The following is a 23,915-nucleotide window of genomic DNA, read 5'->3' as shown; positions in this document are numbered from 1 at the left end:
AAATAAAAGAAGTAATATTAGTAATTCAAGTTTTATTTTAGAAAAATTAACATTTTAACAGGCTTACAATAGGTTGTTTAAGTAAAAGCCATTACTAAAGATCTTATATGAAGAAAGCAGAACGCCATCAAATTATTCTAGATGAAGTGCATTTACACAACAGGGTCTTATTAAGTGACTTAACACGAACCCTTAATGTATCTATGGACACCGTACGAAGGGATCTTATGGAACTGGACAAGTTAAAACAACTTAAAAAAGTTCACGGAGGAGCCGTTTCAAATGGGTTTAATATACATTCAGATAATACACGGGAGATTTATGAGCATGAAAATAAATCTATTATTGCCAAAAAAGGAATTAAGCTTTTAAATCACGGTGATGTAGTTCTTATTAGCGGTGGATCTACCAATTTGGAACTGGCTAAATTAATCCCCAGAAAAATGAATTTAACCTTCTTCACCCCCAGCCTTCCTATGGCTGTAGAATTGTTAAACAATGTTTCTAAAAATGATGAGGTACACCTCATTGGAGGAAAACTCTCAAGAGGATCGCAACTTGCCGCAGGTGGCAGTGCAATTAATCTGTTATCTGAAATTACCGCCGATATCTGTTTTTTGGGTACCGGCTATATGGATATTGAAAAAGGTATCACAGAGTTGGATTGGGAGGTGGCCCAAATGAAAAAAGCTATGGTAAAATCTTCAAAAAAATTAGTGTCGCTTACCATCTCTAAAAAACTAAATACTTCAAATAGGTTTAAGGTATGTGACGCCCTTCAGGTAGATTCCTTAATTACAGAATTATCTCCGAATACACCTGAATTACTAAAATATAAAAATAGTGGACTGGAATTACTTTAAAAAATCCTTACCAGGAATATTAAAATAGAATAAAATATTAAAACCTTAGAAAACTAAAGCTTTCTTAAGCCTTATATTGAGCCAATACATTTCTCACGCTCTTGTAGGTTTGTAGCAGTTTTGAAGCTTCTGCTTCATCTACATTTAATTCTTCCATAATCATACGGACGCCGCGACTAACCAGTTTCTTATTTGAAAGTTGCATATCTACCATTTTATTACCCTTTACACGCCCCAGCTTAATCATAACCGAAGTAGATATCATATTCAGTACAAGTTTTTGGGCTGTACCGGCTTTCATTCTTGTACTTCCGGTTACAAACTCGGGCCCGGTAACTACCTCTACCGGAAATTCACAAGCTGCCGCCAATGGGCTACCTGAACTACAGGTAACACAACCGGTAATAATACCTTTGGCACGAGCCTCTTTTATTCCACCAATTACATAAGGGGTGGTTCCCGAGGCAGCAAGGCCTACCAATACATCTTTTTCTGAGATATTATACTCCTGAAGATCTTTCCAGGCTTGTTGTGTGTCATCTTCTGCGTTTTCTACAGCATTTCTTAAGGCCGTATCTCCACCGGCAATTAAGCCGATTACTAACTGATTTGAAACACCAAATGTTGGGGGACATTCTGAAGCATCTAAAACACCCAGTCTCCCACTTGTTCCTGCACCAATATAAAACAACCTACCCCCAGCTTCCATTTTTGGGGTAATAGCATCCACCAACTTCTCAATGGCAGGAAGCTCTTTCTCCACACTTTCTGAAACACTTTTATCTTCCTTATTAATATTACTGAGCAAAGCCGAAGTACTCATCTTTTCTAAATTATTGTACTTAGAGGTCTTTTCGGTATCGGGATTCGTATGTTCCATGGTTAAGTTTAATTAAAAGATTTTGCCTGAAAAGATTTTAAATCGTTTTCTATAATTCATTTCAAGATTTCCTTCTTACAAGAAATAAATCAGGAGCAGAAACAAGTTCAGCTTATCGAAAAAATCTTTTCAGACAGTTCTATGTTTTCAGTAAAATTATCTAAAATAATTAATATTTAGATTCTGGCATAAAATCTGAAAAAACACCCTTCTTAGGATCGCTGTTCCATTCTACTTCCGGACTTCTAAAATAATTTACATCCATAAAGTCAAGTCGTAGCCCTTGTGCGCCCAGGCGTTTTAAAAAGCCATTATAATCTTTGTTTTCATCCTTAGTCCATCCCACTTCTGCCATGGCAATACTTCTAGGCCAAAATCTATCGTCTGCAGCCTCGTCCGATAGTACCATCTCGGTCCAAACCGGAGCCTCTACCCCAATTGTATTTGGGTTAGTAACTTTAAAAGTATAAGTATCTTTTAATGACACACCTCTTTCCTGGCACCAGTTATTGGTCATTTCCTGACCTGGAACATTGGCGTGATCAAAATAAAAACTTGAACAAATAGATTCTATAATTGGGGTTTTTACAACGCTCTTTGTCTTTCCATTCCACCGCTGACTAATAAACGTAGTATCTACAGCAGCCTGCGTTACTTCTTCCCAACCTATAGTTGTTTTTCCAAGCCCCTGTACAATAGAATCTGCTTTTATTACAAATTCTTTATAGCGTTCATCTTCTATTTCGTCTCCTCCAATGTGTAGGTAATCTCCTGTAGTAATTTCGGCCACTTCGCCTAATACTGTGCTTACAAAATCGTAAATTTCAGGTTTATCGAGACAGAATTTACTCCACCCCACTTCATAACCATGGAAAAGTTGCGGAGGGGTTGCTCTTTTAGGTTCAATATTGCTTAAATCATCACAATTTAGCTCAGGATAAGCCATTAAAGCCGCATAAATATGTCCCGGAATATCAATTTCAGGCACAATTACAATATTTCTTGCTGCCGCATATTCCTGAATTTCTTTATATTCTTCCTGGGTTAAGAATCCAGATCTTCCTCCTTTTACCGCACCTTTACTTCCTAATTCTGTTAATTTAGGCTTTTGTTTTATCTCAATACGCCATCCCTGATCATCGGTTAAATGTAAATGAAGCTTATTTAACTTGTAAAAAGCCATTCGGTCTATATGCTTTTTTATATAATCTGGACCAAAAAAACTACGAGCCACATCTAGCATAGTACCGCGCCATGCGAACCTTGGGCTATCGGTAATTGAAACTTGAGGAAGTTGAATCTCTTCCAAAACTTTTTCATTTTCAATACCAGCGGGCAAGATTTGGCGCAGGGTCTGTATAGCATAAAAAAGTCCGGCTTCTGTGGCCGCTTCTAAGTTAACGGTACTTGAAGAAATATCTAAATTGTAACCTTCTTTTCCCAGGGTTTCTTCTAGTTCTGGGTTAAGATTTAAATTAAAACCGTTACAATTATCTCCTTTCATGGTATAGCTTTGCGTATACGTATTTTGCAGCAATCTATGCAGCCAGGCAGCCGATGCTTCTGCACCGGTATTAAAACAAACCACTGTTCTTTCCTGAAGTGTAAAAAAATCGTCTTTCCACTCAACTTCTGCTGGCTGCGGGATGATTGCCGGTTTTTCAATATTGGATTCTTGTGCGGATAAACCCAATTGAAAAAACATTAAAAACACTAAACTAAACCTGATATTAAAAGTTTTCATAATAAAAAAGTTTTTATCTTATCTTATGTCCTTTGGCAGCAAAGTACCAGATATATAAATAGCAAGGAATCACAATCCAATAAGCAGCTTGAGGATCAAAAGTATCAGCTAAATATCCGTAAACTAAAGGTAAGATAGCCCCTCCTGCAAGTGCCATAATTAGAAAAGAAGATCCTATTTTTGTAAATCTACCTAAACCGTTAAGCGCTAAAGGCCAAATTGCCGGGAATACAAGGGCATTGGCTAGACCTAAAAGGGAAATACAAAGTACCGAAATATAACCATCGGTATAGATGGCGCATAGACCAAGGATTATCCCTAAAATACCTGAAATTTGCAATGCCTTTTGCTGGCTAATGTATTTTGGAATAGTTACCGTACCAATTAAATAACCCACAATCATGGCTATTAAGGTATAGGTGGTAAAGAATTTAGCTACTCCTGTAGCTATACCCTGCCCGTCTTTTGCATAACTAATTACGGTATCTCCTGCAATTACTTCAACCCCAACATACAAAAACATAGCAAGGGTACCCAACAATAAGTTGGGGAACTGAAGTACACTTGTTTTATTTTTATTGGCAGCCGCAACAGTATCATCCTCCCCATCGGTTTCAATTTCCGGTAAAGCCGAATAATAAATAAGTACGGCAAGACCTACCAATATTACGGCCATTATAATGTATGGCGTAATTACAAGAGAGGCAAGTTTATCTAACTCGGCTGTTTTTGCTACGGCACTCATTCCCTCTAATCTGGCTTCTACGGCATCCATATTTTTAAGCAAAATGGCTCCAAAAATAATAGGTGCCAAAGCTCCGGCTACCTTGTTACAAATTCCCATAATACTTATTCGTTTGGCCGCACTTTCAATAGGGCCAAGAATAGTGATATATGGGTTGGCGGCAGATTGTAAAAGGGCCAAACCGGTTCCCTGAACAAACAAACCAAAAAGAAACATGGCATAAGTTCTTGACATTGCAGCGGGTATAAAAACCAGGGCTCCTACCGCCATTACAACTAATCCTAAAGACATACCATTTTTAAAACCTATCTTTTTTAAAACCCAGGCGGCAGGTATAGCCATTACAAAATATGAAATATATGAAGCAAAAGCCACGAGGTAAGATTCAAAGTTATTTAACTGGCTGGCAGTTTTTAAAAATGGGATAAGTACCGAGTTTAACCAGGTTACAAATCCGAAGATGAAAAATAAAACCCCAATAATGATAATAGATCTACTGGTGTTGTTTTTGGGTTGACTAGTTGCGGTATTAGCAGCCATAAGTGTGTTTCTTAATTAATATTAGTATTTATTTTAGGCTAAACTTAACGCCTTTTTTGAAAATTATAACAAAAATGTTTCCTACAAAAAAAAGAAACTTTTTTACAACTGCTGTATACTTAAGTAAGTTTTTTTATAATTAACTAAAAGTTACAATATTTTTTTATCTAAATAAATTTCAAAATCTATAGTATGGGATTCAAATTTCTTAGAATTCTTATATTCTATCTTTCTTTTTTGGACTATGAAATAAACTATATTTGTAAACTTAAATTTATTGATTAGCCATTTAGGAATTCAATTATTAAAAATACCCGATGAAGCATATAAGAAACTTCTGTATAATCGCCCATATTGACCACGGAAAAAGTACCCTGGCAGATCGACTTTTAGATTTTACAGGTTCAGTGACCGATCGTGAAAAGCAGGAACAGCTACTGGATAGTATGGATTTAGAACGCGAACGTGGCATTACCATTAAAAGTCACGCCATACAGATGGATTATGAATATGAAGGCGAAAAATATGTTTTAAACCTTATAGATACTCCGGGACACGTAGATTTTTCTTATGAAGTTTCCCGTTCTATCGCTGCCTGTGAAGGGGCATTATTAATAGTAGATGCCGCACAAAGCATACAGGCGCAAACAATTTCTAACCTATATTTAGCCCTGGAACACGATCTTGAAATTATTCCGGTGCTTAATAAAGTAGACCTTCCAAGTGCCAATCCTGAAGTGGTAAGCGATGATATTGTAGATCTTTTAGGGTGTGATCATGATGACATTATTCCCGCCAGTGCTAAGACAGGTTTGGGGATTGAAGAAATTTTAAAAGCAATCATTACAAGAGTTCCACCTCCAAGCGGAAAAATAGATGCACCTTTAAGAGCTCTTATTTTCGACTCGGTATACAATCCTTTCCGTGGAGTTGAGACTTATTTTAGAGTTATTAACGGTTCTATTAAAAAAGGCCAGAACATAAAGTTTGTAGCGACCAATAAGAACTATTTTGCCGATGAAGTAGGAACTTTACGTTTAAAGCAATTTCCGCGTAAAGAAATAAAAACAGGAGATGTAGGGTATCTAATTACCGGAATTAAAGACGCCCGGGAAGTAAAAGTTGGTGACACCATTACCGATGCCAAAAACCCTACCACCGAAGCCGTAGCAGGATTTGAGGATGTAAAACCTATGGTATTTGCCGGTATTTACCCTGTAGACACCGAAGATTATGAAGAGCTAAGAAGTTCTATGGAGAAACTCCAGCTTAACGATGCTTCTTTAGTATTTGTACCAGAAAGTTCGGCCGCATTAGGTTTTGGTTTCCGTTGTGGCTTTTTAGGAATGCTTCACCTGGAAATTATTCAGGAAAGATTAGAGCGTGAATTTGATATGACGGTAATTACTACCGTACCTAACGTGTCTTACCACGCCTACACCAATAAAAATCCAGACGATCTAATTCTGGTTAATAACCCGTCTGATTTACCCGAACCTTCTTCCCTAAACCGGGTAGAAGAGCCATTTATTAAAGCCACCATCATTACAAAAGCCGATTATGTTGGGAATGTAATGTCGCTTTGTATAGAAAAAAGAGGAGAAATCACCAACCAGGTTTACCTAACTCCTGAAAGGGTTGAACTTAGTTTTGACATGCCTTTGGCCGAAATTGTTTTTGACTTTTACGACAGGTTAAAAACGGTTTCCAGAGGTTATGCTTCCTTTGATTATTCTCCAATAGGAATGCGACAGTCTAAACTTGTAAAAGTAGATGTTTTACTTAATGGAAATATTGTTGATGCACTTTCTGCCTTACTACACGTAGATAACGCCTACGATATTGGAAAGAAAATGTGTGAAAAGTTAAAAGAATTAATTCCAAGACAACAGTTTGATATTCCAATACAGGCGGCTATAGGTTCTAAAATTATTGCCCGTGAAACGGTAAAGGCACTTAGAAAAGATGTGACCGCAAAATGTTATGGAGGTGATATTTCCCGTAAAAGAAAGCTTCTGGAAAAGCAGAAAAAAGGTAAAAAACGAATGAGACAGGTAGGAAATGTTGAAATTCCACAGGAAGCATTTATGGCAGTTTTAAAGCTGAATGATTAAACTTAAAAACTTATAAAAATTGATAAAAACCTCACACTTGCTGCGAGGTTTTTTATTTTCCACATTTTCTTAATTTTGTAAGTCTACCAATTTAAAACTCAAATACCATGGCCGGACATAGTAAATGGGCAAATATAAAGCACCGTAAAGGGGCGCAGGATAAAAAACGAGCAAAGCAATTTACCAGGGCAATCAAGGAAATTAGTGTAGCGGTAAAAGAAGGTGGCGGGCCAGACCCTGAAGCTAATCCCGGCTTGCGTAATGCCATTGCCAATGCCAAGGGTGTAAATATGCCCAAAGACACCATAGAACGCGCTATAAAGAAGGCTAGCGGAGCTGATGCCGATAATTATGAACTGGTAACTTTTGAAGGATATGGCCCTAACGGAATAGCATTTTTTATTGAATGTACTACAGATAATACCAACCGTACGGTAGCTTCGGTACGCTCTATATTTTCAAAAAATGGCGGAAACCTTGGTACCAACGGTTCATTAGAGTTTCTTTTTGACAAAAAAGGAGTTTTTGCCATTGAGAGAGAAAAAATAGCAATGGATTTGGAAGAATTTGAACTGGAACTTATTGAAGGTGGTGCTTCAAAAATTGAAAAAGAAGATGATTTTATTACAATCTATACCGATTTTACCGATTTTGGATTAATGGCGGCTAAATTAGAAGAATTGGATATAGAGGTTAAATCTTCTGAAGTTCAACGTATTCCTATGAATACCTTAGAATTACCAATAGATGATGCAAAAAAAATACTAAGCCTCGCAGAAAAATTTGAAGACGACGACGATGTCCAGAATGTTTATCACAATATGGAAATCACCGATGCGTTAGTAGCAGAATTAGAGCAGGAAGATTAGTTACTTTCCTGCTCATTCTTTGTTTTTATTTCTTCTTCTGTCTCTGAATCGTCTATCGTTTCATCATAAGCCTCTTCAACTTCCTCTTCTCTTTGAATTTTCTTACCAAGATAAACCAATTGATATCCCTCTTCTATTTCAACTTCAGAGCTGTGGGATGGTATAATAGTTAAATTTCCATTCTTACTTTTCACAAAAAGCGGAATAATATCTGTATCGGTTTTAGAAATCTCTATAAGTCCTTCGTAATGCTCCTTACTATTAAGCGCTACTTCATGAATTTTTGGATAATTTCTAGAAACATCCGTAAGTTTTATATAATCATCGGTATGTGAAAACAGGCCTTCGGTTGGGTTCTTTTCCGGATTATTCATTTCATCTGCAGTAATAAGCCTAAAAGAACCATTCTCACCAAATTGTTTTTTAAACTTTGCGATGGCGGTTTTATTAATATCGCTGTTTCCGGTCATTGCCATAAGGTAACCAATGTCATTCAACTCGATATTATTCATCAAATCATCTGAAAAGACACTCCCCTCAATAGCTTCAATTCCCAGTTTCCGTGCTTTTTTAACATTATCTGAATTGTTATCCAACAGCACTACATGGCGTTTATTATCCTGTAAATATTTCCCTATTAATCTTGAAATTGAAGAAGCACCAATTATTAAAACTCCCTGAGAATCTTTAATAAAAACCCCTACTAAACGTGCAAAAAGCCTTGCTGTAGCCGCATTTAATAAAACCGAGCAAAGTACAATCATAAACACCAGTGGCGTAATATATTCGGCGCCTTCAATACCTTCACGAGCCAGGCGCAGTCCAAATAACGATGCTATACCTGCGGCCACAATACCCCTGGGGCCTACCCAGCTTATAAAAGCCACTTCATTAACTTTTAAACCAGAACCAAGGGAACTTAAAATTACACCTATTGGTCTCACCAATAGTGCTACTATTCCAAATAAAATAAGCGAGTTCCAGTTAAATATAAGCAAGAGCTCCTCTACTTCAATGTTTGCAGCTAGTAGTATAAATAAAATTGAAATAAGTAAAACACTAAGGGATTCCTTAAAATACAATAACTCTTTAATGTTTGGCAGATCCTTATTTCCCATTACCATTCCCATAATTACCACCGCTAAAAGGCCACTTTCGTGTGCAAACATATCGGCCATAACAAAAACGCCAAGAACGGTTGCCAGGGTAAAAACATTTAGTAAATAATGTGGAATAATTTGCTTTTTAATCAAGAAAGCCAATAAATGGGCGAAAGTAAAGCCAAAAGTAAAGCCAAACAGTAAGATTTTACCAAATTCAATTAAGGCCGTTTGTGTAAAGTCCTGTCCACCTTCAACCCTAATAAATTCAAACATAAGTACAGAAATAAGCGCACCAATGGGATCTATAAGTATTCCTTCCCATTTCAAAATAGATGAAACATGGGTTTTTAATGGAATATTTCGTAGGATAGGAGCGATTACCGTAGGGCCGGTTACTATAATTAATGCCGAGAATAAGAAGGATATTTGCCAGGTGAGATCAAAAATAAAATGCGCTGCAAGACCGGCACCTAAAAAAGTTACTATGGTGCCCACGCTAATTAATTTTAAAATTACAGGACCAATATTGCCAACTTCGCTCTTTCTAAGAGTTAATCCCCCTTCAAAAAGAATTACTGAAATAGCAAGAGATACAAAGTAAAAAAGGCTTTCTCCCGGGAATAAACCTTCGGTACCGTTCCAAATAGGTTCAACCCACTTGGTTCCATCTTCACTAATTAATGTTGAAATAGGCCCTACCAAAAGCCCAATTAATATCAGTGGTAAAATTGCCGGGGTTTTAATTTTCCAGGCTAACCACTGCGCCAGGATCCCCAATATTACCAAACTTGCCAGTTCTAACATGTGTACACTGTTTTAGCTATAAATTGCTATTTACAAAAATAGCTCGATTTAACCGCAAGTATATAAGGAATTCAGGTTTTTTAAAATAAAAAAACTTTTTTTTATTTTCACTTCCATTTATTTCAGGTATTCACCTATATATTGTGAAAATAGTAATATTTTGTAGCCTTAATTGTCTAAATTTTGTTCTATGGAAGAATTAAATATTCTCAATTTACTGATCATTTTAGCAAGTGCCTGGTTAGGCGGATCGGCAGCCAAAAAACTGGGCTATCCTGCTATTTTAGGCGAATTAATTATAGGAATCGTGTTAGGTCCTGCCATGTTGGGACTACTCGAAACTTCAGAAATGATTAATGTGCTGGCCGAAGTAGGAATTATTCTACTTATGGTTTATATAGGCATGGAAATTAATTTTAGGGATCTTGGAAAAGCCTCTTGGCCAGGACTTTTAGCTGCTATTGGCGGGTTTATAGTTCCTTTTGTATTAGGTTATTACACTATTATATATTTTGGCGGAACCCAAATGGCTGCCATTTTTGTAGCCATAGCCGTAGCAGTCACTTCTTTAGCTACCAAAAGTCGAATTTTAGTAGATTTAAAATTACTCAATACCCGTATAGCATACGTACTTATGGCCGGGGCACTTATTTCTGATACCCTTGCACTGGTGATTTTTGCCGGAATTATAAGTTATGTAGATGCAGGAAGTATAGACACGCTTGGACTGGCCTGGGTTGCAGGAAAAGCTATCTTATTTTTTGTTTTTACAGCACTGGCAGGGATCTACCTTTTACCATTATTGGGTAGGTTTTTAATGGAATCCAAAATTAATAGCCGTACACTTCATTTTACCCTAATTCTCATTATTGTTTTAGGTTTTTCAGAACTAGCTGAAGTAGCCGGTTTACACAGTATTTTAGGAGCCTTTATGGCTGGTTTGTTTATTAGGGATGGTGTGTTTAATCGCCAAATTTCTAAAGACATTAACAACATATTTCACGATATTTCCATAGGTTTTTTGGCTCCTATATTCTTTGTTTCCGCAGGATTTAATGTAACCCTGGAGGTCTTTCAAACAGACCTTGCAATGCTTATTGTTGTTACCTTAATGGCCATGGTAGGAAAAATATTCGGTACAGCCTTGTTTTACCTTCCCAGTGGTTATGGCTGGCGCGAAGGTATTGCGGTAGGAACCGGAATGAATGGGCGTGGTGCTGTAGAAATTATTATTGCAGGTATTGGCTTACAAATGGGTATTATAAACAGTGAGATCTTTTCTATACTGGTTTTTATGGCCATTTTCACCACATTAACAGTTCCGTTATTATTAACCTGGACTACAAAATGGCTAAGGAGTAGAAACGAATTGGTACACCAGGAATCCAGAAATGGTTATATTATTTTAGGTGCCAACCCGCTTGGATTATACATGGCAAAAAAACTTCAGAATAAAAATGAAGTGGTACTTATAGATGCTAACCGGGAAATGGTGGCTGAAGCTAAAAAACAAGGCTTCAACAGTATGTATGGTAATATTCTAAAAGAAGAAACCTTTGAAGATGCAAACGCCATAGAAAAAGGCACCTTTATTGGCCTTACCGGGAATAGTGAAATAAATTACCTTGCCGCACAACTTGCCGATGATGCATTTTATATTCCCAATAAAATTGTTTTGGTATCTCCCAGTGAAACCGGTACAGATGTAAATATGCTAGACAAAATTAAGGCAACTTCACTTTTTGCAAATAAAACCGAACTGGAACCCTGGGCATTAAAAATTAGCAATGGAGACTTTAAAGAACACACCTTAACCATTAAAGAAGAAATCTCTACCCGCCAATGGGTTAAAGAACATAAAGGGGATAAAGATTCTATTTTGCCGTTTTTTATAGTTAATACCGAAGGTGTTATAAGGCCTTTCCATTACAACGATACAATTACCGAAGGTGAAAAAGTGATCTATTTAGAATAGTTTTTTAACTGTAAGCCAATAAACTGAAATTTTACAATGGGGTATTGTAGCCTTTGGCGGTACCAATAAAACTTTCGTTTTAGACTCGTTATCTTGTCGCGATGCGTTTTACTCTTAACTTTAAGCTTTAAAACATGCCTGCTAACAGAATTTTAGCAGTGCATGTGTATTGCTTTTAGTAATTTGCAAAACCTAAATTAAAGCTTATGAAATTATATCCTATAGAATCAGGAAATTTTAAACTGGATGGTGGTGCTATGTTTGGGGTTGTACCTAAAAGCCTTTGGAACCGAACAAATCCGGCCGATTCTAATAATATGATAGATATGGCAGCGCGCTGCCTCTTAATTGAAGATGGCGATAAACTTACGCTTATAGATACTGGGATGGGCGATAAACAAAGTGAAAAATTCTTTGGTTATTATTATCCCTGGGGCGAACATTCTATAGATAAATCTCTTAAAAAATACGGGTTTCATCGCGACGATATTACCGATGTGTTTTTAACCCACCTTCATTTTGACCATGTGGGGGGTGCCATACAATGGAACAGAGATAAAACCGGTTATGAACCAGCTTTTAAAAACGCGAAATTTTGGAGCAATAAAGAACACTGGAAATGGGCTACAGAACCCAATGCCCGTGAAAAAGCCTCGTTTCTGCCCGAAAATATATTGCCCATGGAAGAAAGTGGCCAACTTCATTTTTTAAATCGTAAGGAAAATGAAAATTTTACAGCAGCGCAGGAATTTAATTTTGGCGTATTGTTTGTAGATGGACATACCGATAAACAAATGATACCTCACATTAAATACAAAGATAAAAACCTTGTTTTTATGGCTGATTTATTGCCTACCACAGGTCATATTCCATTACCTTATGTAATGGGTTATGATACCCGGCCATTACTTACATTGTCTGAAAAAGAAAAATTCTTGAAAAAAGCGGCCGATGAAAAGTATTATTTGTTCCTGGAACACGATGCGCATAATGAGATTATCACTTTAAAAAACACCGAAAAAGGAGTTAGGCTGGACAAAAGCTTTACTTTTAACCAACTTTTCAATTAAATAATTCCATTAGTAAATATTAAACAATTTATATAAATAATGAAGATACCTTTTTTAAAACCTGCATTAGCTATGGGAAGCGCGCTTATTTTGGCTTCCTGCGGAAGTGGCTCACCCAAAATAGTTTCTACCCCAATAGCCAATATAGATTCAATTCCACTTAAAATAGATGATCTTACTGAAACCCAACTAAAAGGCTGGGGGGGTGCCGATCTTGTAACCGACACTATTCCCGGAATGAGTGTTGAAAAGGCTTATTCAGAAATAATTAAAAATAATAAGGGACAAAAAACCATTGTGGCCGTAATAGACAGTGGGGTTGATATTGAGCACGAAGATCTTGAAGGTGTTCTTTGGACCAATACCGATGAAATTCCCGGAAATGGAAAAGACGACGATAACAACGGTTATATAGACGATGTACACGGTTGGAACTTCCTGGGGGATGCTGTAAAGGAAAATATGGAATATACCCGAATTTATAAGCGCTTAAAACCAAAATATGAAGGGAAAACCGCAAGTTCTATAAGCACAGCAGATCGCGCCGAATTTATCTACTACCAGGAAGCTAAACAGGAGTACGAAAAAGAGTACCAGGAAACGGTTCAAAATAGAAATCAATATGAGCAAATAAAAAAACAATTGGTAGCTGCACACCAGGCTGTTTCTTCGCAACTTGGTAAAGAGAATTACACTATAGAAGAGCTTAATGACATGCAAGCTACAGGGCAAATGGCGCAATATAAAGCTATGTTACAGCAAATTCAGAATAACGTAAATGAAAATATTCCCGAAGCGCTGGAAGAATTAGATGAAGGTATTGCCTATTATGACGGTAGATTGGACACCCATTTTAATTTAGAACTGGATGGCCGTGCTCCCGTAGGAGACGATCCTTACGATATTACCGATACCAAATACGGTAACGGCAATGTTATGGGACCTGATCCAGAGAAAGAAGACCTCAAACACGGTACTCACGTAGCCGGAATTATTGCTGCAGAAAGAAACAATAATATTGGCATAAACGGGGTAGCCAATAATGTGGAAATTATGGCTATACGTGCAGTGCCAGATGGAGATGAATACGATAAAGATATTGCCCTGGCTATTCGTTATGCATTAGATAATGGTGCAAAAGTGATTAATACCAGCTTCGGAAAATACTTTTCGCCAAATCCTGAATGGGTAATAGAAGCCATTAAATATGCTGAAAAAAATGATGTATTAATTGTAAATGCCGGAGGAAATGAAAGCCTTAATTTAGATGAAAATACCGTTTATCCAAACGATCAAAACCCTGAAGCCCCTCAGGAAATCGCAAATAACTTTTTAACGGTAGGTGCTCTTAATTTTGATTATGGCGCACAATTATTGGCTAATTTCTCTAACTACGGGAAAACAAACGTAGATGTTTTTGCTCCGGGAACTAAAATTTGGTCTACAACCCCAAATAATGAATACGAATACCTACAGGGTACTTCTATGGCTGCACCTGCTGTAGCCGGGGTAGCAGCAATTATTCGCTCTTTTTATCCAAAATTAAGCGCTGCACAGGTAAAGCAAATAATTATGGATAGTGGCTTAACTACTAATGCCGATGTAATTGTAGGAGGGGACAGAAACAACGTGCAGGACTTTAAAGAATTATCTAAGTCAGGTAAAATGGTAAACCTTTACAATGCCCTTATTTTAGCCTCTCAAACCAAGTAAACTACCTCGGGGAAAGCCCACGAGGCATTCGTTGGAAACAATTTTTTAATTTAAAGGCAAGACTGGGGTATTATAACCTTTGGCGATGCCAATAAAATTTAAGTAGATTATAAAAACCACAATAACATGAAGAAATTATTAGTATGTCTGGCCCTTGTTGCAACCTCTCTGGTCAGCGCTCAAAACAACTCCGGCTACTGGCAGCAACACGTAGATTATAAGATGGAGGTAGATATGAATGTTGAAAATTTTCAATATACCGGATCTCAGGAATTGGTATATACCAACAATTCTCCCGATACCTTAAACCGCGTTTTTTATCATTTGTATTTTAATGCTTTTCAGCCGGGAAGCGAAATGGACGTTAGGTCCAGGACTATTAATGATCCCGATAGGAGAGTAGGAGATCGTATCTCTAAATTAAGTGAAGAAGAACAGGGCTATTTAAGAGTATCCAGCCTGGATCAAAACGGGAACGATCTTTCTTTTGAAGAAGTTGGTACTGTATTGGAAGTAACCCTGGATGAACCTATTTTACCGGGAGAAAAAGCTACTTTCAATATGGAATTTGAAGGCCAGGTGCCAAAACAAATTCGCCGTTCTGGAAGAAATAGTGCAGAAGGGGTAGCCCTTTCTATGACCCAATGGTTTCCTAAAATGGCCGAATATGATTTTGAAGGATGGCACGCAGCACCCTATATTGGGCGTGAGTTTCACGGCGTTTGGGGCGACTTTGATGTAAAATTAACCCTGGATAAAGATTATACCGTTGCTGCTTCAGGATACCTGCAAAACCCCGATGAAATTGGTCATGGATATTCCGATAAAGAAGTGAAAGCAAAAGGAGATACCCATACCTGGCATTTTGTAGCGCCAAAAGTACACGATTTTACCTGGGCGGCAGACCCGGAGTATATTCACGATAAAAGAACCGCTGCTGACGGAACTGTGCTTCACTTTTTCTATAAAGACAATGATGAAATAAAAGAAAACTGGAAAAATCTTCAGGATAAAACCGAAGGTCTATTAGCATTTTTCAATGAGAATATCGGTCCATATCCCTGGGATCAATATACTGTGGCCCAGGGGGGAGATGGCGGAATGGAATATGCCATGATAACCTTAATAACGGGAGAACGCAGCTTTGGAAGCCTTGTTGGGGTAACTTCTCACGAATTGGCCCATGCCTGGTTTCAACATTTAATGGCTACCAACGAAAGTAAACACGAATGGATGGACGAAGGTTTTACAAGTTATATTTCCAGCGCTGCTATGAACCAGGTTATGGAAACTTATGCCGAAAACCCATTTACAGGTTCTTACCGTTCGTATATACAATTGGCGAACTCTGGAGTTGAACAACCACAAACCACGCAGGCCGATAGATATAATTTAAATGCTGCTTATGGAGCATCAGCCTACTCAAAAGGAGCTGTTTTCCTTGCTCAATTAGGGTATGTAATAGGGAAAGATAATTTAGATAACACCATAAAACGCTATTACGACGAGTGGAAATTTAAACACCCAACCCCAAATGATTTTATTAGGATTGCCGAAAAAGTTTCAGGGGCAGAATTAGATTGGTATTTAAACGATTGGACGCGCACTACCAATACTATAGACTATGGAATTAAAGAAGTTACGGAAGGCGGTGATAATTCAACTACAGTTACTTTAGAGCGTAAAGGACTTATGCCAATGCCCTTAGATGTTACCGTGCGTTATAACAATGGGGAAGAAGAAATGATCTATATTCCTTTGCAATTAATGCGTTGGGAAAAACCTGCCGATCATGAGAACTGGACCGTTGCCGATGATTGGGCCTGGGCTTATCCTACTTACAAGCTTAACATAGAAAAACCACTTAGCGAGATAGAAAGTATAGAAATAGACGAATCTCAATTAATGGCCGATGTTAATAGAGACGACAACCTTTATACTGCCGAAGAAGCTTCTACAGCGGAAGAAGAAGAGTAGTAATAATTTTTAAATTAGAATTTAGACCTCACAGGTTATTGAAACCTGTGAGGTCTTTTTTTATATCAGATTTCCTATCGTCATTCTGAATTTATTTCAGAATCTAAATTTGTTAGAACTCCGAAAAATTTCGGAGCAGGCTCTGAAACAAGTTCAGGTTAACATATATAATTCAATCCTTATAGCTTACTATTCCATTTATTTCCACTTAAAATTTTAATAGAGAACTTAAAACTATGCTTACTTTTGACGTATGGATGAAAGTTTCGGAAAAGAAGAAAAGCTAAAGAGCAAAAAACTTATAGATATTTTATTTCAGGAGGGAAAATCGGTTAAAAAATATCCGTTAAAACTTATTTATCTCCCAATCACCAATCCTGAAATTACCCATTGCAAAACCGGGGTTTCAGTTCCTAAAAAACTGGTAAAAACCGCCGTGGGTCGCAACCGAATTAAACGATTGATGCGGGAAGCTTTCAGAAAAAATAAGTATCTTGTAATCAATAATCTACCTCAACCTTATGCTTTGATGTTTATTTATATTTCCAGGGATAAAATTAGTTTCCAGGAAATGAATAAAACCATGGTTAAGCTTATTGAAAGGTTTATAGAACAGGAGAAAAAAGCTCGCTAATTACCCTAATTTTACTTGAAAATATTTAAAAATGAAAAAGAAACTCACAAAAAAAATTGCGGTAATTTGTTTGGGTGCCACGCTCATATTCAGCGGTTTTGGATTTAAATCTGATTTCTTTGAGATTGCCAAACAAATTGAAATCTTCACCACGCTTTTTAAGGAAATCAATATGAATTATGTTGATGAAACCAATCCTGCAGCTTTAATGGATACCGCAATAAAAGCTATGCTGGCAGATTTGGACCCTTATACCAATTACTGGAATGAACAGGATGTAGAAGCCGCCAGAATAAGTAATTCGGGCGAATACACGGGTATAGGTGCTACAGTTCAGGTTATGGACACTACTTTGTTAATTATGGAACCCTATAAAAATTATCCCGCCGATAAAGCCGGTTTAAAAGCAGGGGATAAAATTATTGAGGTAGAAGGCATAAAAGTAGCCGATTATGGGAATGATATTAGTGAGTTATTAAATGGCTATGCAAATTCAAAAATCAATTTAAAATATAAACGCCAGGGAGAAATTAAAACCACTCAACTAACCCGAAGTCCTATTCAATTAAAAGCGGTTCCTTTTTATCAACTTATAGACGAAAAAATAGGATATATTGTACTTTCCCGCTTTAATGCCAAAGCCTCTTCAGAAACCATTAGGGCATTAAAAGATTTAAAAAACCAGGGAGCAGAAGAAATTATTTTAGATCTACGTGGAAATCCAGGTGGTTTATTAACAGAAGCCATTAATGTGAGCAATATTTTTCTACCTAAAGGCGAATTAATTACCACTACAAAATCTGTTATTGAAAAGTATAATAAAGCCTATCAAACCCAAAAAGAACCTATAGATACTCAAATTCCTTTAGTGGTTCTGGTAAATGGGCGTAGCGCTTCTGCAAGTGAGATTGTGGCAGGGGCTATTCAGGATTTAGACAGGGGAGTGGTAGTTGGTGCCAGAAGTTTTGGAAAAGGCCTTGTACAACGCCCAAAAGAGCTTGCCTATGGTACGCAACTTAAAATTACCATTTCACGTTATTATACCCCCAGCGGCCGCTGTATACAGGCTTTAAACTATGCTGAAAGGGATGAAGAGGGCAAAGCTATAAAACGTACAGCAAAAGATTTTAATGAGTTTAAAACCCGAAACGGACGTAGTGTTTTTGATGGAGGTGGCATTTCTCCCGATGTAAAACTGGAAACTTCAGAATACAGTGCTATTACCAATGCTTTACTGGCAGAGAACGCAATTTTTAATTTCGCGACAGATTATTACTATAATAATGAACTTGAGTCTCCTGAATCTTTTAAGTTTACAGATACAGATTTCAACAATTTTAAAAGCTTCTTAAAAAGTACAAATTTTCAGTATAAAACAGCTACAGAACAGGAACTTGAAGAACTACTTGCCACTGCTTCCAAAGAAGGTTATGAACAGAATATCCTTAATCATTATAAGAGTATTTCAACTGAAATTGCCGCTGAAAAAATGAAAGAATTAGATGAAAAGAAACACGAAATAGTAAGTATTTTAACCGATGAAATTATAAAACGCTATTTCTATAAAGAAGGTTTGTATAAATATTATGTTGAAAACAATCCTGAAATTCTTGAGGCAAAATCTATTTTAAACGACCCCCAACGCTATTCACAAGTTTTAAAATAACAAAATTAAAATATTGATTATAAGTATATTATATTTATTTTATCATTGCAATATGTGGAATTCCATCTTCAAGGTAAGCCTCACCGGTTTGAACAAAGCCATGGCTTTCATAAAAATCGGTTAAGTATTTTTGGGCAGAAAGCTTGATATTTTCGGTGTTAAAACGTTCTTTAATAGCTTCTACCGAAGCTTTTAGTATAAGATGGCCGTAAGCATTAGCACGTTCAGCTTTATGTACCACCACCCGGCCAATAGCGGCTTCTTCAAAATAAAATCCTTTATCAAAACAGCGCGTATACGCAACTACTTTTCCATTCTTAATGCCTAAAATATGTAGTGCATTTTGATCTTTCCCATCTATATCCTGGTAAACACAATCCTGTTCTACCACAAAAACTTCAGACCTAAGTTGCAATATTTGGTAAAGCTCTTCAAGACTAAGTTCATTGAAATCTTTAATAAGAATCTCCATATTTTTCCTATAATATGTGTTCCAAAAAAATAAAAGAAAGAGACTGTTTGAAAAGTTTTTTAATCGTCATTCTTAATTCATTTCAGAACCTACATTGTTGATATTCAAAACAGGTTAGAAGCTGAAACAAGTTAAGCTTGACGAAATTATACTTTTCAGACAGTCTCAATTATAACAAAAAATTCTAGTTTTCAACCGGAATTTTATCTACTCGTTTTTGGTGTCTTCCACCTTCAAAAGCTGTTTCAAGGAAAACTTTTACCATATCTACTGCCTGGGGTTCTGATACAAACCTGGCGGGAATACTCAAAACATTGGCATTATTGTGTTCTCTTGCCAGTTTAGTGATTTCAGCAGTCCAGCATAAAGCAGAACGTACACCCTGGTGTTTATTGGCCGTCATATTAGCACCATTTCCGCTACCGCAAATAATAATTCCAAAATCTACTTTTTGGTTTTCAACATCGTGGGCTACCGGATGTACAAAATCTGGGTAATCTACACTATCGTCGTTATTTGTACCATAGTTAATAACTTCTATCCCCTTGTTTTTAAGGTAATCAACAACTTTTTTCTTGTATCCGGTACCGGCGTGATCGTTTCCTATTGCAATTTTCATAATTAATGTTTTAGCTGCGCAAAGGTAAAAAAACCACTTAGTAACACCGCTATTTTCAATTGTTAATTACTTTTTAAATACTCTTATAAATCAAGGCTTTAGTATTGACATTATATTGTGGATAAGCATTGATGAGAAACTTAGAAATTAATTTGTGCCATTGAATTTAATTTTCAATAGGGAAATTTTAGCCGGTAAATCAAATAATAAGTCGGTTATTTTTGGAGAAGTTATCAGCATATAAAAACAGGTTATAAACAGTATTTTTATTTCTAATTATCCCAATAAGATATTAAGAGTCGATTATTAACTTTTGTTAAGTAAATATTAAAATACCAAGATTTTCAGTTCCTTACAGTTTTAGAAGTATGTTAATAAGTTGTTATCAAACTTAACTAACTTAAAAACCAAGAAAAGCTCAAAAAAATTATGCCACAAATTAACAGCCTATAATAATCATTAGTTTTAATTTTTAAAAAAAGAAGAAAAAAAGATAATTATATATATTGTTAATAACATTGACTGTTATGCTAAAAAATAAAATTTGGTTGATTTTTAAAATTGATGAGAGAGGTATAAGGCTTAAAGAACTACGAACAAATAACCTATACTGAAAGTAGGTAGAAATATAGTTTATAGAGGTCTTAAGTGTCTGTTTTTAAGTGTTTTGAATTAATTTAAATAGTAAACCGGTTTTTTAGAATAACTAACTGTTTGATCCATATACAGTTGGGCAGATTTGATATTAACTTTGTTTTTTCGGTTTAAGGAAATATTTATAGATAAAGCAAATCCTATCAATCCAAAGAGAAAAATAAGAACAAAAAGGAGTGATATTCTTTTAGCTTTATTCATACAAACAAGATTAAAAAGTATTTCAAAGATGGGGCTAAAGCAAGTAATTAAGCTTAAATTAAAATTAAGAAAAAATTAAGTATTTGCACTTCTCTTAATTCCTGATTTACAAAAATTAAGGGTTTTCACTTAGTCATTATTCTGTGTTAATGAAATGTGAATTTTTTTAAATAAAGATCATTTTTAGCCTGCTTAACAAAACTTTAATCTCAAATACCTGTAATGTAATGCAGAAGCCTTAATTTTATACTTTAAATATTGAAATGAGTAAAAAGAAAAAAAACAAATCCCAATACCAGGGTAATCTTTCCAAAAGTATTTTAGATATCCTAAGAAAGGATGCTGGAAAAACCTTTAATTACAAGCAAATTGCTGCTAAACTGGGTGTTAACGACGCCAGGAGTAGAAATAATATAATAAAGAAATTGGCCCAATTGGCTGCAAAGAAGCAAATAGAAGAAGATGGGCGCGGAAAATTTAAAATTGCAAAAAGTAACGATTATTACCGTGCAGTGATAGATATGACTACAAAAGGTTATGCCTATGCGATGGTAGACGAATTAGAAGATGATGTTTTTATCTCTGCCAGGGACCTAAACACTGCTTTTAATGGTGATGAAGTAGAAATTTACATTTATAACCGAAGGCGAAGTAAAAAGTCTGAAGGGGAGGTAACAAAAATTGTAAAAAGAAAAAGAACCGAATTTGTAGGGGTTCTTGAAATGCAAAAAGACTTTGGATTTGTAGTAATGTCAGATCCAAAAATGTATACCGATATTTTTGTTCAAAAGAACAAAATGGGTGAGGCAAAAGATGGCGATAAAGTAGTTGTAGAACTGGAAGAATGGCCCGAAAAGGCCGATTCTCCTTTTGGTAACATTGTTCAGGTACTGGGTAAACCGGGAGAACATCATACCGAAATTCACTCTATTCTTGCCCAATATGGTTTACCCCACGAATTTCCGGAGGAAATAGAAGAATTTGCAAATAAAATAGATACTTCTATCAAGCCAGACGAAATCAAAAAACGTAGGGATATGCGAGATGTATTGACTTTAACCATAGATCCTGCCGATGCCAAAGATTTTGACGATGCTTTAAGTTTTCAAAAATTAGAGAATGGCAATGTAGAAGTTGGAATTCATATTGCCGATGTTTCATATTATTTGCAACCCGGTACTATACTGGACGACGAAGCTTACGAACGTGCCACTTCGGTTTACCTGGTAGATCGAGTAGTGCCTATGTTACCCGAAGTGCTTTCTAATAATGCCTGTTCTTTAAGGCCAAATGAAGAGAAATATACTTTTTCGGCGGTTTTTGAAATAGATAAAAATAACAAAGTAGTAAACGAGTGGTACGGTAGAACGGTCACTTATTCGGATGCCCGATTTGCTTACGAAGAAGCACAGCAAATTATTGAAACCGGCAAAGGGGATATTCCTGAGGAAATTTCTATTCAGGACAAGGCCTATACCATTAAAGATGAAATTGTTGAAGCAATTTTAACAATGGATAAAATGGCTAAAAAAATGCGTTCGGCTAGGATGCGTCAGGGTGCTATTTCTTTTGATAAAGTAGAAGTGAAATTTCAACTGGATGAAGAAAACGATCCTGTGGGGGTTTACTTTAAAACAGCCAAAGATGCCAATAAGCTTATTGAAGAATTTATGCTTTTGGCAAACCGAAAAGTGGCTGAATTTATTGGGAAACAGGAACAAAAGAAAACCTTTATTTATCGTTGTCACGACGAACCCGATGAAGAAAAATTGGTTTCTTTAAACAATTTGGTATCAAGATTTGGCCACGGTTTAAACCTTAAAAACCGAAAAACCGTTTCTTCTTCTTTAAATCAGTTATTAAAAGATGTTCAGGGGAAAAAAGAACAGAATTTGGTAGATACCCTGGCCATTAGAACCATGAGTAAAGCTTATTATGGTACCGAAAATATTGGCCATTATGGCTTGGCTTTCGACTATTATTCGCATTTTACTTCGCCTATTAGAAGATATCCAGACGTGATGGTACATAGGTTATTACAGCGTTATCTAGACGGCAAGGATTCGGCAAAAGAAGAGGAATACGACGAAAAATGCCATCATAGCAGCGAAATGGAAAATCTTTCTTCTAATGCCGAAAGGGATTCTATAAAATATATGCAGGTGAAATTTATGCAAGATCACCAGGATAAGGAATTTCTGGGGGTTATTTCGGGAGTAACAGATTTTGGTATTTTTGTAGAAGTTATCGAGAATAAGTGTGAGGGGATGATTCGCCTGCGGGACATTGAAGGCGACCATTACGATTTTGATGCAGATAATTATGCTATTGTTGGTAGAAAAACAAAAAAAGTATATCAGCTTGGTGATGAGGTGATTGTAAAAGTTAAAAATGCCGATTTAGTAAAAAAACACCTGGATTTTACCTTAATTGGTAAGAAAGAAGAATAAACCTAAAAGCCCGGCAGATTGTGATAGGTGAATACTAAAAAAATATAGATTCACCTTAAACTTATTTTAGAAATTAATTCGTTGATATTAAAATAGGAATAGTTGAACTCGTTTCAGCTTCACATAAAACATATAAAGATGAAAAATTATTTTTTAGTACTGTTTTTGTTAAGTGCTGGTATGCTAAGCGCACAGGAGTTAACGCAGGATTTGGAAGACTTTAATGAAATTAAAGTTTATAACGGATTGGATGTTATTTTAAAAGAAGGTTCGCAAAATAAAGCAACTGTTACCGGTGAAAATAGAACCGATGTAAAATTTAAAATTGATAATGGAATTTTAAAAGTAAGGATGAGTATTGATGAAATTCTAGATAACGATGATACTCAAATCACCATTCAATTTAAAAACTTAGAGAAAATAGATGCCCGTCAAAACGCTTCCATAGAAATAAGTTCTAAACTAAAGCAGGAGTTACTTCATCTTAATGCCTCAGAAGGCGCCGATATTTTTGCCGATGTAAATCTTAAAAATTTGTATGTAGATGCTAACACGGGTGCGCAAATAGAAGTGCAGGGCAAAACCAAAGATCAGGAAGTAGATATCAACACAGGTGGAAAGTTTTACGCCAAAAATCTACTTTCTGAAAATACCGAAATTAGTATAAATGCAGGTGGAGTTGCCGATATTACTGCTAGTGAAAAAGTAGAAGCAAAAGTGAGGGCAGGAGGCACGGTAAACGTATATGGTAATCCCAAAACCATAGACCAAAATACCTTGTTTGGCGGTAAAGTAGTTAGAAAAAACTAAAAGTTTACATTT

The 23,915-nt window shown here is 36.2% G+C and carries 17 protein-coding genes; 11 read left to right on the top strand and 6 right to left on the bottom strand.

Features of this window, described 5'->3' with window-relative positions; all coding sequences use genetic code 11:
• Nucleotides 1–107 precede the first annotated feature (107 nt).
• Entirely contained in the window at nt 108–863 is a 756-nt protein-coding gene (locus I6U49_RS05135) for a DeoR/GlpR family DNA-binding transcription regulator (protein WP_193712272.1), read from the top strand.
• A gap of 64 nt (nt 864–927) precedes the next feature.
• Here I6U49_RS05135 and murQ read toward each other — a convergent pair whose 3' ends face one another.
• The 3 genes from murQ to I6U49_RS05120 form a co-directional block, all read right to left on the bottom strand.
• Nucleotides 928–1,743: an N-acetylmuramic acid 6-phosphate etherase gene (murQ, locus tag I6U49_RS05130; protein WP_198627842.1), complete on the bottom strand. Its 816-nt coding sequence runs from the start codon at nt 1,741–1,743 to the stop codon at nt 928–930.
• 169 nt (nt 1,744–1,912) lie between these two features.
• Complete coding sequence (locus tag I6U49_RS05125) at nt 1,913–3,487, bottom strand: beta-N-acetylhexosaminidase (protein WP_198627841.1); 1,575 nt, start codon at nt 3,485–3,487, stop codon at nt 1,913–1,915.
• A 13-nt stretch (nt 3,488–3,500) separates the two neighbouring features.
• Nucleotides 3,501–4,772, bottom strand: coding sequence for a sugar MFS transporter (locus I6U49_RS05120; RefSeq protein WP_193712275.1), 1,272 nt, complete (start codon nt 4,770–4,772; stop codon nt 3,501–3,503).
• 317 nt (nt 4,773–5,089) lie between these two features.
• Between I6U49_RS05120 and lepA the strand changes: the two genes are divergently transcribed.
• Together lepA and I6U49_RS05110 are read left to right on the top strand one after the other, a co-directional pair.
• Nucleotides 5,090–6,886 (top strand): translation elongation factor 4, encoded by a 1,797-nt coding sequence (lepA, locus tag I6U49_RS05115; RefSeq protein WP_193712276.1) that lies wholly within the window; start codon nt 5,090–5,092, stop codon nt 6,884–6,886.
• Nucleotides 6,887–6,993: 107 nt separating this feature from the next.
• Nucleotides 6,994–7,755 carry a YebC/PmpR family DNA-binding transcriptional regulator gene (locus I6U49_RS05110; protein ID WP_193712277.1) on the top strand — a complete coding sequence of 254 codons (762 nt, stop codon included), beginning with the start codon at nt 6,994–6,996 and terminating at the stop codon, nt 7,753–7,755.
• On the opposite strand, the gene I6U49_RS05105 is transcribed toward I6U49_RS05110, so the two are convergent.
• A complete protein-coding gene (locus I6U49_RS05105) occupies nt 7,752–9,662 on the bottom strand; it encodes a cation:proton antiporter (protein ID WP_193712278.1) in 1,911 nt (636 codons plus the stop codon). The genes I6U49_RS05110 and I6U49_RS05105 overlap by 4 nt on opposite strands.
• A gap of 190 nt (nt 9,663–9,852) precedes the next feature.
• Between I6U49_RS05105 and I6U49_RS05100 the strand changes: the two genes are divergently transcribed.
• The 6 genes from I6U49_RS05100 (at nt 9,853) to I6U49_RS05075 (ending at nt 18,697) form a co-directional block, all read left to right on the top strand.
• Entirely contained in the window at nt 9,853–11,637 is a 1,785-nt protein-coding gene (locus I6U49_RS05100; RefSeq protein ID WP_193712279.1) for a cation:proton antiporter, read from the top strand.
• A gap of 206 nt (nt 11,638–11,843) precedes the next feature.
• Nucleotides 11,844–12,707 (top strand): MBL fold metallo-hydrolase, encoded by an 864-nt coding sequence (locus tag I6U49_RS05095; RefSeq protein ID WP_198627840.1) that lies wholly within the window; start codon nt 11,844–11,846, stop codon nt 12,705–12,707.
• Between the two features lie 39 nt (nt 12,708–12,746).
• Entirely contained in the window at nt 12,747–14,420 is a 1,674-nt protein-coding gene (locus I6U49_RS05090; protein WP_198627839.1) for a S8 family peptidase, read from the top strand.
• A 126-nt stretch (nt 14,421–14,546) separates the two neighbouring features.
• Complete coding sequence (locus I6U49_RS05085; protein ID WP_198627838.1) at nt 14,547–16,397, top strand: M1 family metallopeptidase; 1,851 nt, start codon at nt 14,547–14,549, stop codon at nt 16,395–16,397.
• A gap of 253 nt (nt 16,398–16,650) precedes the next feature.
• The gene (gene rnpA / locus I6U49_RS05080; RefSeq protein WP_198627837.1) at nt 16,651–17,031 is read left to right on the top strand and encodes a ribonuclease P protein component; all 381 of its coding nucleotides are present in this window, start codon (nt 16,651–16,653) and stop codon (nt 17,029–17,031) included.
• A gap of 31 nt (nt 17,032–17,062) precedes the next feature.
• A complete protein-coding gene (locus tag I6U49_RS05075) occupies nt 17,063–18,697 on the top strand; it encodes a S41 family peptidase (protein ID WP_198627836.1) in 1,635 nt (544 codons plus the stop codon).
• 34 nt (nt 18,698–18,731) lie between these two features.
• On the opposite strand, the gene I6U49_RS05070 is transcribed toward I6U49_RS05075, so the two are convergent.
• Together I6U49_RS05070 and rpiB are read right to left on the bottom strand one after the other, a co-directional pair.
• On the bottom strand, nt 18,732–19,169 hold the full coding sequence (locus I6U49_RS05070) for a GNAT family N-acetyltransferase (protein ID WP_193712285.1): 438 nt from the start codon (nt 19,167–19,169) through the stop codon (nt 18,732–18,734).
• Between the two features lie 184 nt (nt 19,170–19,353).
• Nucleotides 19,354–19,788, bottom strand: a complete 435-nt coding sequence (gene rpiB / locus I6U49_RS05065) for a ribose 5-phosphate isomerase B (RefSeq protein ID WP_193712286.1) — start codon at nt 19,786–19,788, stop codon at nt 19,354–19,356.
• Between the two features lie 1,118 nt (nt 19,789–20,906).
• Here rpiB and rnr point away from each other — a divergent pair.
• Together rnr and I6U49_RS05055 are read left to right on the top strand one after the other, a co-directional pair.
• Nucleotides 20,907–23,093, top strand: a complete 2,187-nt coding sequence (gene rnr / locus I6U49_RS05060; protein WP_198627835.1) for a ribonuclease R — start codon at nt 20,907–20,909, stop codon at nt 23,091–23,093.
• A 138-nt stretch (nt 23,094–23,231) separates the two neighbouring features.
• Nucleotides 23,232–23,903, top strand: a complete 672-nt coding sequence (locus tag I6U49_RS05055; RefSeq protein WP_193712288.1) for a head GIN domain-containing protein — start codon at nt 23,232–23,234, stop codon at nt 23,901–23,903.
• The last annotated feature ends 12 nt before the right edge of the window (nt 23,904–23,915 follow it).

It is taken from the genome of Salegentibacter maritimus, from assembly GCF_016236915.1.
Classification (GTDB): Bacteria; Bacteroidota; Bacteroidia; order Flavobacteriales; family Flavobacteriaceae; genus Salegentibacter; species Salegentibacter maritimus.
This window is presented reverse-complemented; position numbering and strand designations above follow the sequence as displayed.

Coding starts and splice junctions, on each gene's coding strand:
- lepA (WP_193712276.1), top strand. CDS start 5,090: ATGAAGCATATAAGAAACTTCTGTATAATCGCCCATATTGACCACGGA.
- I6U49_RS05100 (WP_193712279.1), top strand. CDS start 9,853: ATGGAAGAATTAAATATTCTCAATTTACTGATCATTTTAGCAAGTGCC.
- I6U49_RS05090 (WP_198627839.1), top strand. CDS start 12,747: ATGAAGATACCTTTTTTAAAACCTGCATTAGCTATGGGAAGCGCGCTT.
- murQ (WP_198627842.1), bottom strand. CDS start 1,743: ATGGAACATACGAATCCCGATACCGAAAAGACCTCTAAGTACAATAAT.
- rnr (WP_198627835.1), top strand. CDS start 20,907: ATGAGTAAAAAGAAAAAAAACAAATCCCAATACCAGGGTAATCTTTCC.
- I6U49_RS05135 (WP_193712272.1), top strand. CDS start 108: ATGAAGAAAGCAGAACGCCATCAAATTATTCTAGATGAAGTGCATTTA.
- I6U49_RS05085 (WP_198627838.1), top strand. CDS start 14,547: ATGAAGAAATTATTAGTATGTCTGGCCCTTGTTGCAACCTCTCTGGTC.
- I6U49_RS05120 (WP_193712275.1), bottom strand. CDS start 4,772: ATGGCTGCTAATACCGCAACTAGTCAACCCAAAAACAACACCAGTAGA.
- I6U49_RS05110 (WP_193712277.1), top strand. CDS start 6,994: ATGGCCGGACATAGTAAATGGGCAAATATAAAGCACCGTAAAGGGGCG.
- I6U49_RS05075 (WP_198627836.1), top strand. CDS start 17,063: ATGAAAAAGAAACTCACAAAAAAAATTGCGGTAATTTGTTTGGGTGCC.
- I6U49_RS05070 (WP_193712285.1), bottom strand. CDS start 19,169: ATGGAGATTCTTATTAAAGATTTCAATGAACTTAGTCTTGAAGAGCTT.
- I6U49_RS05105 (WP_193712278.1), bottom strand. CDS start 9,662: ATGTTAGAACTGGCAAGTTTGGTAATATTGGGGATCCTGGCGCAGTGG.
- rpiB (WP_193712286.1), bottom strand. CDS start 19,788: ATGAAAATTGCAATAGGAAACGATCACGCCGGTACCGGATACAAGAAA.
- I6U49_RS05055 (WP_193712288.1), top strand. CDS start 23,232: ATGAAAAATTATTTTTTAGTACTGTTTTTGTTAAGTGCTGGTATGCTA.
- I6U49_RS05125 (WP_198627841.1), bottom strand. CDS start 3,487: ATGAAAACTTTTAATATCAGGTTTAGTTTAGTGTTTTTAATGTTTTTT.
- I6U49_RS05095 (WP_198627840.1), top strand. CDS start 11,844: ATGAAATTATATCCTATAGAATCAGGAAATTTTAAACTGGATGGTGGT.
- rnpA (WP_198627837.1), top strand. CDS start 16,651: ATGGATGAAAGTTTCGGAAAAGAAGAAAAGCTAAAGAGCAAAAAACTT.